Annotated in this window: 10 protein-coding genes and 2 pseudogenes; 4 read left to right on the top strand and 8 right to left on the bottom strand. The window is 76.1% G+C overall.

The window, feature by feature from the left end:
- Positions 1–19 precede the first annotated feature (19 nt).
- A complete protein-coding gene (locus RMN56_RS14990; RefSeq protein ID WP_313724372.1) occupies positions 20–331 on the bottom strand; it encodes an MGMT family protein in 312 nt (103 codons plus the stop codon).
- Positions 332–344: 13 nt separating this feature from the next.
- Here RMN56_RS14990 and proB point away from each other — a divergent pair, with 13 nt between their 5' ends.
- Together proB and RMN56_RS14980 are read left to right on the top strand one after the other, a co-directional pair.
- Entirely contained in the window at positions 345–1,502 is a 1,158-nt protein-coding gene (gene proB, locus RMN56_RS14985) for a glutamate 5-kinase (protein ID WP_313724371.1), read from the top strand.
- Between the two features lie 67 nt (positions 1,503–1,569).
- A complete protein-coding gene (locus RMN56_RS14980; RefSeq protein WP_313724370.1) occupies positions 1,570–2,811 on the top strand; it encodes a glutamate-5-semialdehyde dehydrogenase in 1,242 nt (413 codons plus the stop codon).
- A 211-nt stretch (positions 2,812–3,022) separates the two neighbouring features.
- On the opposite strand, the pseudogene RMN56_RS14975 reads toward RMN56_RS14980, so the two are convergent.
- From RMN56_RS14975 to RMN56_RS32870, 6 genes and pseudogenes are all read right to left on the bottom strand, one after another.
- Positions 3,023–3,892 (bottom strand): annotated as a pseudogene (locus RMN56_RS14975) (prenyltransferase/squalene oxidase repeat-containing protein); the annotation flags it as partial.
- Positions 3,893–3,964: 72 nt separating this feature from the next.
- Positions 3,965–5,146, bottom strand: a complete 1,182-nt coding sequence (gene moeZ, locus RMN56_RS14970) for an adenylyltransferase/sulfurtransferase MoeZ (protein WP_313724369.1) — start codon at positions 5,144–5,146, stop codon at positions 3,965–3,967.
- A 107-nt stretch (positions 5,147–5,253) separates the two neighbouring features.
- A complete protein-coding gene (locus RMN56_RS14965) occupies positions 5,254–6,138 on the bottom strand; it encodes a DUF3152 domain-containing protein (protein WP_313724368.1) in 885 nt (294 codons plus the stop codon).
- A gap of 87 nt (positions 6,139–6,225) precedes the next feature.
- Positions 6,226–7,104, bottom strand: coding sequence for a DUF3152 domain-containing protein (locus RMN56_RS14960; protein ID WP_313724367.1), 879 nt, complete (start codon positions 7,102–7,104; stop codon positions 6,226–6,228).
- Positions 7,105–7,109: 5 nt separating this feature from the next.
- Entirely contained in the window at positions 7,110–8,153 is a 1,044-nt protein-coding gene (locus tag RMN56_RS14955; protein ID WP_313724366.1) for an alpha/beta fold hydrolase, read from the bottom strand.
- A gap of 39 nt (positions 8,154–8,192) precedes the next feature.
- Positions 8,193–9,035: pseudogene (locus RMN56_RS32870) on the bottom strand (hypothetical protein); the annotation flags it as partial.
- A 2,204-nt stretch (positions 9,036–11,239) separates the two neighbouring features.
- Between RMN56_RS32870 and RMN56_RS14945 the strand changes: the two are divergent.
- Positions 11,240–11,878, top strand: a complete 639-nt coding sequence (locus RMN56_RS14945) for a TetR/AcrR family transcriptional regulator (protein ID WP_074472473.1) — start codon at positions 11,240–11,242, stop codon at positions 11,876–11,878.
- A 65-nt stretch (positions 11,879–11,943) separates the two neighbouring features.
- Complete coding sequence (locus RMN56_RS14940; protein WP_091317774.1) at positions 11,944–12,171, top strand: DUF3107 domain-containing protein; 228 nt, start codon at positions 11,944–11,946, stop codon at positions 12,169–12,171.
- 81 nt (positions 12,172–12,252) lie between these two features.
- On the opposite strand, the gene RMN56_RS14935 is transcribed toward RMN56_RS14940, so the two are convergent.
- Positions 12,253–12,894: a ferritin-like fold-containing protein gene (locus RMN56_RS14935; protein WP_313724364.1), complete on the bottom strand. Its 642-nt coding sequence runs from the start codon at positions 12,892–12,894 to the stop codon at positions 12,253–12,255.
- Between the last annotated feature and the right edge of the window lie 138 nt (positions 12,895–13,032).

The raw sequence follows: 13,032 nt of genomic DNA, 5'->3' as shown, positions 1-13,032 counted from the left end.
ACTCACGTTATGTCGGCGGTCACATCCCCTCGTCGGGCGACCAGGCCGCCGTCATGTCCACCCCGGAGGGGCGCAGGGGGCAGCCTTCGGCGCGCAGCCGGGCCCGCGCCTCCACCTCGTGCCCCGGCGGCAGCCGGCCGGCCGAGTTCACCACCCGGTGCCACGGCACCCCGCCACCGTGCCGGGCCATGATCGAACCGACCAGCCGGGCCGAGGACCGCCCCGACCGCTCGGCGAGGGCGTCGGCCACCGCCCCGTACGACATCACCCGGCCCGGCGGGATCCGCTCGACCAGGTCCAGCACCGCCTCGACGTACTCGTCAGGTGTCACGGGCTGCCACGATATGGGAACGCGCCGAGGCGCGGCGGACCGCAGCGCGCAGAATGGTCCGGTGCGCGAAGCAGTCACCTCGGCCCGCCGGATCGTCGTCAAGATCGGCTCGTCCTCGCTGACCACCTCGGCGGGCGGCCTGGACGACGCCCGGGTCGACGCGCTGGTCGACACGCTCGGCGCGCTGGCCGCAGAGGGGCGCGAGGTCGTGCTGGTCTCCTCCGGCGCGATCGCCGCCGGCCTGGCCCCGCTCGGGCTGCCCCGGCGCCCCCGCGACCTGGCCACCCAGCAGGCCGCCGCCAGCGTCGGGCAGGGCCTGCTCATCGGCCGCTACGCGGCGGCCTTCGCCCGGCACCGGCTGACCGTCGGGCAGGTGCTGCTCACCGTCGACGACGTGACCCGGCGGGCGCACTACCGCAACGCGTACCGGACCCTGCGCAAGCTGCTCGACCTGCGGGCCGTGCCGATCGTCAACGAGAACGACACGGTCGCCACCGAGGAGATCCGGTTCGGCGACAACGACCGGCTCGCCGCGCTGGTCGCCGCCCTGGTCGACGCCGACCTGCTGGTGCTGCTGTCGGACGTGGACGCGCTCTGGACCGGCGACCCGGCCCGGGCCGGCAGCACCCGGATCACCGAGGTGCACGGCGAGGGCGACCTGGCCGGCGTGGACATCGGCGGCGCCGGCCGGGCCGGGGTGGGCACCGGCGGCATGGTGACGAAGGTCGAGGCGGCCCGGATCGCCACCGGCTTCGGCGTCCCGGTGGTGCTCACCGCCGCGCCGCTGGCCGGGCCGGCGCTGGCCGGCGAGCCGGTCGGCACCTTCTTCCACCCGAGCAGCCGGCGCCCCGCCGCCCGGCTCTTCTGGCTGGCGCACGCCACCGCGCCGCGCGGCCGGCTGCACCTCGACCCGGGCGCGGTGCAGGCGGTGGTGGGCCGGCGCAAGTCCCTGCTCCCGGCGGGGATCACCGCGGTGGACGGCGCGTTCACCGCCGGGGACCCGGTCGACCTGGTCGACACCGAGGGCGCGCCGGTCGCCCGCGGGCTGGTCAACTACGACGCGGTCGAGCTGCCCGGGCTGCTCGGCCGCTCCACCTCGGAACTCGCCGCGGCGCTCGGCCCGGCGTACGAACGGGAGGTCGTCCACCGCGACGACCTCGTCCTGCTGTAAGCACGGGCCCCCTGTTAACGCCTGGCGTTGTGCAGGGGCCCCCTCCTAACACCTCAAGGAGTGCACGATGAGCGTCGTGGAGCAGGCCCGCCGGGGCCGGGACGCGGCGGAGGCCCTGGCGGTCGCCACCCGTACGGTCAAGGACGCCGCGCTGCGCGCGATGGCCGACGCGCTCGTGGCGCGTACCCCGGAGATCCTCACCGCGAACGCGGCGGACCTGGCGGCCGGGCGGGAGGCCGGGCTGAGCGCGGCCGTGCTGGACCGGCTCGCCCTCGACGAGGCCCGGGTGGCCGACATCGCCGGCGCGCTGCGGCAGATGGCCGCGCTGCCCGACCCGGTCGGCGAGGTGGTCCGCGGCGCTACCCTGCCCAACGGGCTGGAGCTGCGCCAGGTCCGGGTGCCGTTCGGGGTGGTCGGCATCATCTACGAGGGCCGCCCCAACGTGACCGTCGACGCGGCCGGGATCTGCCTGAAGTCCGGCAACGCGGCACTGCTGCGCGGCTCCTCCTCGGCGGCGCACTCCAACGCCGCCCTGGTCGCGGTGCTCCGCGACGCGGTCGCCGGGGCCGGCCTGCCGGCCGACGCGGTGCAGCTCCTCGACGCCAGCACCCGCGACTCGGTCAAGGAGCTGATGCGCGCCCGGGGCCTGGTCGACGTGCTGATCCCGCGCGGCGGCGCGTCGCTCATCCGGACCGTGGTCGAGGAGTCGACCGTGCCGGTGATCGAGACCGGGGTGGGCAACTGCCACGTCTACGTGGACGCCGCCGCCGACCTGGCCAAGGCCGTGGCGCTCACCCTGAACTCCAAGACGCAGCGCCTGTCCACCTGCAACACCGCCGAGTCCCTGCTGGTGCACGCGGGCATCGCGGACGCCTTCCTGCCGGCCGTCCTGGCCGCCTTCACCGACGCCGGGGTGACCGTGCACGGCGACGCCCGGGTGGCCGCGTACTCGGACGCGGTGGTGCCGGCCACCGACGAGGACTTCGACACCGAATACCTCTCCGCCGACATCTCCGTCGCCGTGGTCGACTCGCTGGACGCGGCCGTCGCGCACATCCGGCGGCACGGCACCGGCCACACCGAGGCGATCGTCACCGACTCCCAGCCGGCGGCCCGCGAGTTCGTGGCCCGGGTGGACGCCGCCGCGGTCATGGTGAACGCCTCCACCCGGTTCACCGACGGGGGCGAGTTCGGCTTCGGCGCCGAGATCGGCATCTCCACCCAGAAGCTGCACGCCCGCGGCCCGATGGGGCTGCCCGAGCTGACCAGCACCAAGTACGTCGTCACGGGCGACGGCCACCTGCGCTGAGCGGACCGGCTCAGGCGGTGGGCGCGGCCGGCTCGGGCGGCGCCGCCTCCGGTGGCGGAGCGGACGGCGGGGCCGGTTCCGGCAGGGGGACGGCGGGCGGCCGGACCCGGTCGGACAGCGGCGCCGGGCGCGGCGCGGGCACCAGCGGCGGCGCGGCCAGCTGCGATGCGACGAACGGCGCGCCGGAGACCGGGGCCTCCGGGGTGGTCGGGCGGCAGGCGCGGATCGCCCGCAGGGTGGTGTGCACATCGAACTGGTGGCCGTCGTCGCTGTCCCAGCCGCCGTCGCTGCGCTGCGTCTCGGCCAGCCGCCGCCGGGCCGAGACGAGCAGCCACTGCTCCTCGCCCACGTCGACCCGCCGCAACGTGGCGGCGAGCCAGGCCACGTCGGCCGGGGACATCTGCGGGATGCGCTCGGCCAGCACCGCCTGGATGCGGGCCGACTCGTAGTAGAGCTGCTGGCGGTGCAGCACGGCCGCGGCGAGCCAGCCGGCCGGGAGGAAGGACGGCCAGCTGCCGTCCGGCGCGAGCTGCGCGGCGAGCGCCTGCGCGGCGGCCTGCACCACCCCGGCGTACGCCCCGCCGACCCGGTGGTCGAGCGGCCCGGCGGCGCGGGCGTCCAGCCCGGCCACGGTGAGCCAGAACCCGGCGTTGGCGGTGAGGAAGAGCCGGGCCTCCGGGTCGCCCGGGGTGGCCCACTCGGGAGCGAACCCGGCCAGCGACGGGTCCTCGTCCCAGCCGCCGTCGGCGAGCTGGCGGGCGGCCAACCAGTCCAGCGCGTGCCGGGCGGCGGGGCGGCCCAGCGCCCCGAGGTCGTCCAGCTCGGACAGGCGGTAGCAGGTGGCGTCGACCGAGGCGACCTCGCCGTCGAGCACCGCGGGCCAGCCGCCGCCGGGAGCCTGCCCGGACTCGGCCGCGTCGAGCAGGTCGGGCGGCACCGGGGCACCGGTGCGTAGCCGGGAGAGGCGGGCGCGGTCCACCGCGTCGCCGTGTGCCACGACGAAGCCGATCGCCGCGTCCAGATCCACCACGCAGGTCACGCTACCGGCGCAAACGTGGTTACGCCTCGGTAGCTCGGCCAGGGGTGGCCCGGCCCACCGGCGGGTACGCGAAGGGCCCTCCCGGCACACCCGGGAGGGCCCTTCGACACGACCTCAGTACGCCGGCAGCGCCGGGTCGATCTGCTTGATCCAGGAGAGCACGCCGCCCTGGACGTGCACGGCGTCCTTGAATCCGGCCGCCTTGAGCGCGGCGAGCGCCTCGGCGGAGCGGACACCGGACTTGCAGTGCAGCACGATCTGCTTGTCCTGCGGGAGCTTCGCGAGCGCGTCACCCGAGATGATCTCGCCCTTGGGGATCAGCGTGGAGCCGGGGATCCGGACGATCTCGTACTCGGCCGGCTCGCGGACGTCGACCAGGAAGATGTCCTTGCCGGCGTCCTGCCACTCCTTCAACTCCAGGGCGGTGATGGTCGAGTCGACCACCGCCTCCTGCGCCTCGTCGGAGACCGCACCGCAGAAGTCCTCGTAGTCCTCCAGCAGGTCGGTGACCGTCGGGTTCTCGCCGCAGAGCACGCAGTTCGGGTCCTTGCGGACCTTGATCTTGCGGTAGCTCATCTCCAGGGCGTCGTACACCATCAGCCGGCCGACCAGCGGCTCGCCGATGCCGGCGAGCAGCTTGATCGCCTCGTTGACCTGGATCGACCCGATGGACGCGCAGAGCACGCCCAGCACGCCACCCTCGGCGCAGGACGGAACCATCCCGGGCGGCGGCGGCTCCGGGTAGAGGCAGCGGTAGCAGGGTCCGTGCTCGGCCCAGAACACCGACGCCTGGCCGTCGAACCGGTAGATCGAACCCCAGACGTACGGCTTGCCGAGCAGCACCGCCGCGTCGTTGACCATGTAGCGGGTGGCGAAGTTGTCCGTGCCGTCGACGATCAGGTCGTAGCCGGAGAAGATCTCCCGGACGTTGTCCCGGTCCAGCGCGGTGTTGTGGATCTCCACGTTGACCAGCGGGTTGATCTCGCGGATCGAGGCGGCGGCGGACTCGGCCTTGGACCGGCCCACGTCCGAGACGCCGTGGATGATCTGGCGCTGGAGGTTGGACTCGTCAACGGTGTCGAAGTCGATGATGCCGAGGGTGCCGACACCGGCGGCGGCGAGGTACATCAGAGCCGGCGAGCCGAGACCACCGGCGCCGACACAGAGCACCCGGGCGTTCTTCAGCCGCTTCTGCCCCTCGACCCCGACGTCCGGGATGATCAGGTGGCGCGAGTAGCGACGGATCTCGTCTACGGTCAGCTCGGCGGCGGGCTCGACGAGCGGGGGCAACGACACGGTGGACTCCCCGGGATCGGCGGTGGGACCGCGCCATTGTCACTCGCCCCGGTAGGGATCGGCCATGATGAGGGCCACGTCGCCCGACATGCGGGAGCGGGAATAACTCAGACCCCGTCGGTCGGCTCGCCTTCGTAGCGAACCCCGTCGACGTACGGCCAGGCGTTCGCCACGCAGCCGTCCAGCCCGTACGTCTGCTGCTGCATCACCGGGGCCGGCGCACCGGGCTCGGGACAGGCCTGGTGCAGCTCGCCGAACTCGTGCCCGACCTCGTGGTTCACCACATAGGTCCGGTAGACCTCCAGCGGGGCGCCGTAGTCGGGCACCGCCTCCATCCAGCGGGCCAGGTTGATGACGACCCGTCCGGGCAGCCGGCAGGAGGTGTACCGCTCGGTGCTCAGCCCGCCCTCGGCGCACATCCGCTCGGAGGTGGCCGGGGTGGCCAGGTAGATGGTGAAGTCGGCGGCGGCCGCCTCGGGCACCCGCTGCACCCGCAGCTCGCCGGAGGCGATCCAGCTGCGCGGGTCGCCGAGGACCGCGTCCACGGTGGCGGCGAACTCGTCCACGTCCTGCCCGGCGTCCTGCTCGACCTCCACCCGGTAGCGGCGCAGCGGGCCGCCCTGACCGCGTACCGGCGAGCGGCCGTCGGCGGCGGCGAAGCTGCCGGGGCCGGCGGTGGGGTAGCCGCTCGGGTCGCTCCGGGGCCCGCCGCCGACGCCGTTGGCCAGCGACGGGTCGACGGCGGGCAGCGGATGCCGGCCGGACAGGGCGACCGGGCCGTCCGGTCCGGCCGACCAGGTGACCGCGGTCGCGCCGGCGCCCGCGCCGAGCAGCGCCACGAGGAGCAGCATGGTCCGCCGCCGGCGCCGCCGCATCCGGCGCAGGCCGGGGCGGGCCGGCGGGGCCGTTCCCGGGTGGGCCGGCGGACGGTCGAAGTCGAGCCGGGGCGGGCCGGGGTCGTCAGGCGGGTCGTAAGGGGACGACGACGTCATGCCCTCAGCGTGCCATGGCAATTCGGGCAATTAGCCCTTTTTACCGCTTCTCCCACGGAATACTTCCCATGGCCACGATCAGGTCCGTCATACCGGCGAGCCGGTGTACCGCTTCCCGCCCACGTACGGCCACGGGTTCGGCCGGCAGCCGTCCAGGAAGAGGGTCTGCTGCTGCATCACCGGCGCGGCCCGGCCCTTTCCGGGGCACGCCTCGTGGTGGTGCCCCAACTGGTGACCGACCTCGTGGTTGACGACGTAGAGCCGGTAGGTGTCCAGCGGGAGCTTCGCCGCGACCAGGTGCGGCGCCGAGGTCCGCCACCGGTCCAGGTTGATCACCACCTTGCCGGTGACCCGGCAGGACGTGTACGGCACCCCGCCCACCCGGATGTCGATGCCCCCGGCGCGGCAGAGGCGACCCGCCGTGTCCCGGGTGGCCAGGTAGATCGTGAAGTCCGACCGGCTGCCCGGCCCGACCCGCTGCAACCGCAGCCGGCCACTGTCCACCCAGCTCCCCGGCCCGGCCAGCGCCCGCTGCACGGCGTCCCCGAAGGCGTGCGCGTCCTCCCCGGAGCCGTTCTCCACCGCCACCCGGAACCGACGCAGCACCCCGGCCCGGCCCAGCACCCCGCCGGCCCGGTCGTCGTAGCCGAAACTCCCCCGGCCGTGCGCGGGCACCGGACCGGGCAGCTGCAGAACGGGCGCGCTCGACACCGGATCCGCCGACGCCGACGCCGAGGGCGACGGCGGCGGCGGCGCGCTCGACGGCGGCCCGCCGGTCGGCTGGGACGGCCGGGCCGCCGCACCCGCGTTGACGAGCGCCTCGGCCCCGACCGACGGATGTTGCAGCGCGGCCCCGATGCCGACCGCGGCGGCGACGAGGAAGGCGCTGACCACGACCGCGGAACGCCAGCGGCCGGCGGGCGGGGCGGTGGGCCGCGCGGCACGCGGACGGACGGAGGTGGGCATCCGGGTCAGCCTGCCATGTCGCGGCGCCGCCCGCTGTCCTCCGTTTCGGTGATCAGTGCCCTGGCCTGCACCTCCGTCCGCTCCCCACCCGGCGGTGACCCGTCGGGGGACGCCTCGGCGAGCAGCGCCAGCACCGCCCGCGCCACGGTCCGGGGCACCTCCAACTGGGCCACGTGCCCGACACCGTCGAGCAGCAGCAGCCGGCTGTCCGGGATCACCCGGGCGGCCTGCGGCGCCACCCGCACGTCGACGAGGCGGTCCTGCCGCCCGCCCACCACGAGCGTCGGCGCCCGCACCGCCGCCGCCAGCCGCCACAGCGACCCGGACCCCGGCAGGTACGACCGCAGGAAGCTGGAGACCAGGCCCCGAAAGGTGCGGACGTAGGCCGCGGCGTAGTGGGCCGCCTCGTAGCGGATCCGGATCTCCTCAACCGCCTCCTGCCGGCGCTGCTCGCTGATCCGGGTCAGGTCGGCGATGCACGCCTCCATCACCTGCTGGGCCATCACCTCGGGAGCGAGCTGGACCAACCGCCGGGCGGCCAGCCGCTCGGCCCGGGGAATCGCCAGCAGCGGCAGCATCCGCCCCTGCAACGAGCGCCGGAAGTCCAGGAACGGCAGCGCCGGGGAGATCAGGGTCAGCGTCCGGACCAGGTCCGGCCGCAGCGCCGCCACCCGGACACAGACGGCGCCGCCGAGCGAGTTGCCGAACAGGTGCACCGGCCCCCGGTCGCTGTGCTCGATCCAGCGCACCACCCGGTCGGCGAACGACGGCACCGTGTAGCGCCGGCCCGGCTCGCTGCGCCCGAAACCGGGCAGGTCGATCGCCTGCCCGTCGAGCCGGTCGGCGAGCAGGCCGGCCAGGTCCGTCCAGTTCTGCGACGAGCCGCCGAGGCCGTGCACGTAGAGCGCCGGCTCCGCGCCGGGCGCGGTGGCCGGGGTGTCCCGCACGTACGTCACCGTGCCGTCGAGACGGACGTTCCGGCCGGGCCAGGGCGGCGGGACGTGGTGCGCGGGCAGGAGCTGGTCCGGCCAGAGAGCGGCGGGCTTCATGACTCCAGTCTTCCCGGACCGGCCCGGCCCGACACCGGCTCAGGCGAGCAGCGCCTCCAGCCGGCGGTTCACCGCGGCCAGGGTGGCCCGGACCACGGCCTGCCGGGGGTCCCCGGCGACCAGGGCGGAACCCGCCAGCTGCTCCACCCAGCCGTCGCAGACCAGCAGCACGACGACCGTCGCCACCTCACAGTTGCCGAACGGCACCACGGCGGTGTGCTCGACGAAGCACCGCCCCCGCTCCCCCGCCGGTGCGGCCTGGCCGAGCAGCTCGTCCACCGCGGCGGCCGCGGCCACGGCGCAGAGCCGCAGCACGTAGCCGTCGACGGCCGGCCCGGTGGAGCGCCCCTCCGCCGTGTGGTCCCCCGCGATCAGGCGGACCTCGACGGTGGCGTCGAGGCCGAAGGTGCTGACCTGGACGTGGTCGATCACCACCCGGGGCCCCGGCAGGCCGCCGGTGTCCAGCGGTCGCGACGGCGCGGTCTCCGTCGTGCTCATCTGCCCGCCGGAGTACGAGGTGCCGAGCGTGGCCGGGCTGCCGGTGGGGGTGCCGGCCGGGGCGGTGGCGAGCGAGGACTCCTCGACCGTGGCGCGGCCCCGGTGGCCGCCGGCCTGCCGGCGGCGGCGCGGCGGCTCGGCCCCCGCGTCGGCGTCCTCGGCCGGGGCCTCGGCGAGCCGGCCGGGGCGCGCCTCGGGCGCCGTGAACCGGCCCTCCCCGGACCGGTTCTCGGCCGGCCGGTTCGGGCCGGACCGTGGACCGGCCGGGTCATCGGACGGTCGGGACTGCGGACCGGTCAGCTCCTCCACCGGGCCGGACCTCGGGTCGGCCACGTCCCCCGCCGGACGGGACCGCGCGGCGGACCAGGCCGGGCCGGGCAGGTCCTCCGCCGGTCGGGACTGCGGAGCAGACCAGGCCGGGCCGGGCGTCTCCTCGGCCGGGCGGGACTGCGGGCCGGACCGCGCCGGGTCCGGCCGGTCCTCGGCCGGGCGGGGTTCGGCGGGGCGGTCGGTGCGCGGCTGGGCCGACCGGCGGCGGACCGGGGGCGGCGGCGTCGACGGGGCGCCGGGCAGGTTCTGCGGGGCGGCGGCCAGCCCCATCCGCTCCTGGAGCAGCCGGGCGACCACCCGGCTCACCTCGGCCGGGTCCGCGCCGTCGGCGAGGTCCAACCGGAGGCTGTGCGCACCGGCCGGGGTGCGGCGCAGCGCCGCGTCCCGCACGCCGGCCACCTCACGGACGGCGTCGAGGATGGCGTTGACGTCGAAGCCCTCCGGCCGCTCGCGCAGCGGCGCGGGTTCGTCGTCCCGGCGCAGGTGGGTGGCGATGCGGGCGAGTTCCGGGGTCTCGGCGGGTGGTTCCACGGCGGGCGGCTCCGGCACGACGGGCACATCCGGCTCGGCGGGGACGCGCTGCGGCAGCACCGGGGTGAGGTCGGCCGCCTCGGCGGCCGGCGGCGGCTCCGGGGCGGACCGGCGGGCCGCGTAGGGAGGCGCGCTGGTCGGGGCGGGTGCGGGGGCGCGGTCGACGGGGGCGGGCGGTGGGCCGGCCGGCTCGGCGGGCGACCGCTCCGCCGCGCCCGGCAGCCGGTACGGCCGGGCCTCCCGTTCCTCGGCGGCGCGGATGGGCGGCGCGGGTGGGTAGCTGGTGGGCGGCGGGCCGCTGGGCGCCTCGTGGGGCACGGGCGGCGCGCTGGTCGGCGTGGTGTGCGGGGGTGCGCTGAACGGGGTCACCGGCACGGGCGGTCCGGCCCAGGTGGGCCGGTCGGGGAACTCCCGGGCGGCCGGCTCGGGCGCGGGGCGGGTGTCGGGCGTCTCGTACGGCCGGGACGGCTCCGGGCGCGGCGGCTCGTAGCCGGCGGGCGGCTCGACCCGGGCCGGCTCGTAGGGCCGGACCGGCTCGGGCGCCCACTCCTCGCGGGCGGCGCGGCGGCCGGTCGGCTCGTCCTCGCGGGCGGCGCGGCGGCCGGCGGGCTCCTCCTCGCCCGCCGGGCGGCCGGTCGGCCCGTCCTCGCGCGCCCACGGCGGCGCCCAGCCCTCGCCCCAGCTCGACCGGTTCCAGGCCGGGCCGGACCACGGCGGTTCCCCGGCGGCCCGGTCGCCGGCCGCGGCGCGTGGCTGCTCGGCGGCCGGCCGGCGCTCCTCGGCGGCACCGGCGTCGGGGCCGGCGGGCGGGGCAGAGGTGGGCCGGTCCGCCCAGCCCCGGGAGAGCGACGGCGCCTCGGCCGGAGGCTGTTCCCGGGGGAAGTGATCGGCCCGGCCGGCGGCGGGCGGCGGCTCGGTCGGGGGCTGCTCCGGCGGGAGGCGGTCCGCCCAGCCGCGGGACAACGACGGTGCGGCGTCGGACCGGTCGGCGGTCGGGGCGTGGAAACCGGGAGGGACCTCGAAGCCGGAGGCGGCGGCACCGACCGGCGGCACCTGGAGGGCCGGTGGCCCGGAGATCGGGCCGCTGTCCGCCCAGCGCGCGGCGCGCCCGGCGGGCGGATCGTCGGAGGCGTGCCGGGACGGGCCGGGATCCGCCTCGGCGGCCGGCTGCTCGACCGCGGGCGCCGGCCGCTGGGCCGGCACGACGAGCCGGTCGCCGCCGGTCTCCCGGCGCGGCTCGTCCGCGGGCGGGGCGCTCACCGGCGCCTGGCGGGTCACGGGGGGCTCCTCCCCGGCGTGGTGCACACCGTTGACGTGGTGGCCGTTGGCGCGTCCGGGCGGCTCCTCGGCGGTCAGGCCGGGCACCGGGGCCGGGAGGTCGCCGTGCCGGGGGGACGAGGCGCCCCAGCCGGTGGTGAGGTCGGCGCGGGGCCAGCCGCCGGGCGCCGGTGCGCCCCGGGCCCAGCCGGTCGCCGGGGGCGCCCACCCGCTGCCGGCGTGGGCAAGGTCGTCCTGCGGACCCGTGCCGTCGCCGTGCTCTCCCGGGGTGGCGGCTCCGGGTTGCCCTGATTCACTCACCGCGCGCTCCTTGGTCGCCCCCGCTGAGGCTACCGTGTGGTGACAGTGGCGATAAGTTACAGCGGCGGGCCAATTCCGCGACGGGTTCACGAACCCGGACCGGTTCGGGTGATAAGTGCCGGCTCGTACACAGAAACTCGGAGGTTCCCATGACCGCTGTGGGGAACGGTGCGCAGACCGCCGGCCGGCCCACCCGCCTGCCCCGCTCGGCGCGGCGCAAGCAGCTGCTCGCCGCCGCCCAGGAGGTGTTCGTCGCGCAGGGCTACCACGCCGCCGCGATGGACGACATCGCCGAGCGGGCGGGTGTCTCCAAGCCCGTGCTCTACCAGCACTTCCCCGGCAAGATGGAGCTCTACCTGGCGCTGCTGGACACGCACTGCGACGCCATCGTGGCGAAGGTGCACGACGCCATGCGCGGCACCAACGACAACAAGGAGCGGGTCGGCGCCTCGGTGCGCGCGTACTTCGACTTCGTCGACCACGAGAGCGAGGCGTTCCGTCTGGTCTTCGAGTCGGACCTGCGCAACGACCCGGCCGTGCGGCAGCGGGTGGAGCGGGTCGAGCAGGGCTGCATCGCGGCGATCACCGACACCATCATCTCGGACACCGGGGTGAGCCGTGCCCACGCCGAGCTGCTCGCCTCCGGCCTGGTCGGCGCCGCCGAGACCGCGGCCCAGTTCTGGCTGGCCGGCGGTCGCCAGGTGCCCAAGGCGGAGGCCGAGGCGCTGGTCGCGGCCCTGTCCTGGCGGGGCATCGCCAGCTTCCCGCTGCAAGGTGAGTCAGCCTGAACATCGGGCCGCCAGATCGGATAGCCTTCCCACGGTGGCTTTTTCGCCCCAGTTGAGGAGGCACAGTGGAGGTCAAGATCGGCGTGCAGTACGCGCCGCGGGAGCTGGTCCTGGAGAGCGCGCAGTCGCCGGCCGAGATCGAGCAGATCGTGACCGACGCCGTCGCCAAGGGTGAGGGCACCCTCTCCCTGACCGACGAGAAGGGCCGGCGGGTCATCGTGCCGGTCACGAAGGTCGCCTACGTCGAGATCGCGGAGGCCTCGCCCCGCGCGGTCGGGTTCACCGTCCGCTGATACCGGTCGGCCCGCCCTCGCGGGCTGCCATCCCCGGCCGGCCCGCCGTGGCGGGAAGCCCGTCACGGCGGCGCCCGGCGTTCAGTTGTTCAACCCCGCGGCGGTCATCCGCGCGGTGTGCGCGTCGGTCAGCCGGCGGAACAGCGCCGGCACGTCCACGCCCTCCCGAGAGATCAGCGCGGTGAGCGCGCCCCGGTCGGCGGCGGCGACCCGGCCCGCCTGGGAGAGCGCCTCGCCGACCAGCCGCCGGGCCCACATGGAGAGCCGGTCGGCCACCCGGGGTTCGGCCTCGATGGCGGCCCGGATCTCGGCGGCGGCGAACTCGGCGTACCGCGAGTCGTGCAGCACGTCGAGGATCAGCCGCCGGTCCGGTCCGTCGAGGCCGTCGGCGATCCCGCGCAGGAAGTCGTCGCTGATGGCGTCGCCCACGTACGCCTTGGTCACCGCCTCCGGCCAGTCCTTCGGCTCGGTCGAGTCGTGGTAGGCCTGCAACGCCTCGACGTAGGGCGCCATGGCCTCGTCGGGGGTCACGCCGAGCACGGTGATCCGGTCGGCGATCCACCGGTAGTGCGCGATCTCGGCGGCGGCCATCTCGCTCAGCGCGGCCCGGCGGCGCAGGTCGGGGGCGAGGCGGGCGTCGGCGGCCAGCCGATCGAAGGCGAGCAGTTCGCCGTAGGCGACGAGGCCGAGCAGGTCGACCAGGGCGGGGTCGGGGGCGGACACGAGCGCAGGCTACCGCCCGCGCGCAAGAGAGCCTTTTCAGTGACTCAGGTCACACCGGTCACCCCCGGGCGCGGTGCCGTCACCCGGAATCAGGACGGCTCCGGGGCAGTTCAGGTAGGATGAGACAGTTGCCGTGGG

Source organism: Micromonospora halotolerans (genome assembly GCF_032108445.1).
GTDB lineage: Bacteria > Actinomycetota > Actinomycetes > Mycobacteriales > Micromonosporaceae > Micromonospora > Micromonospora halotolerans.
The sequence above is the reverse complement of the archived record's forward strand: the minus strand, read 5'-3'. Positions and strand labels throughout refer to the sequence as shown.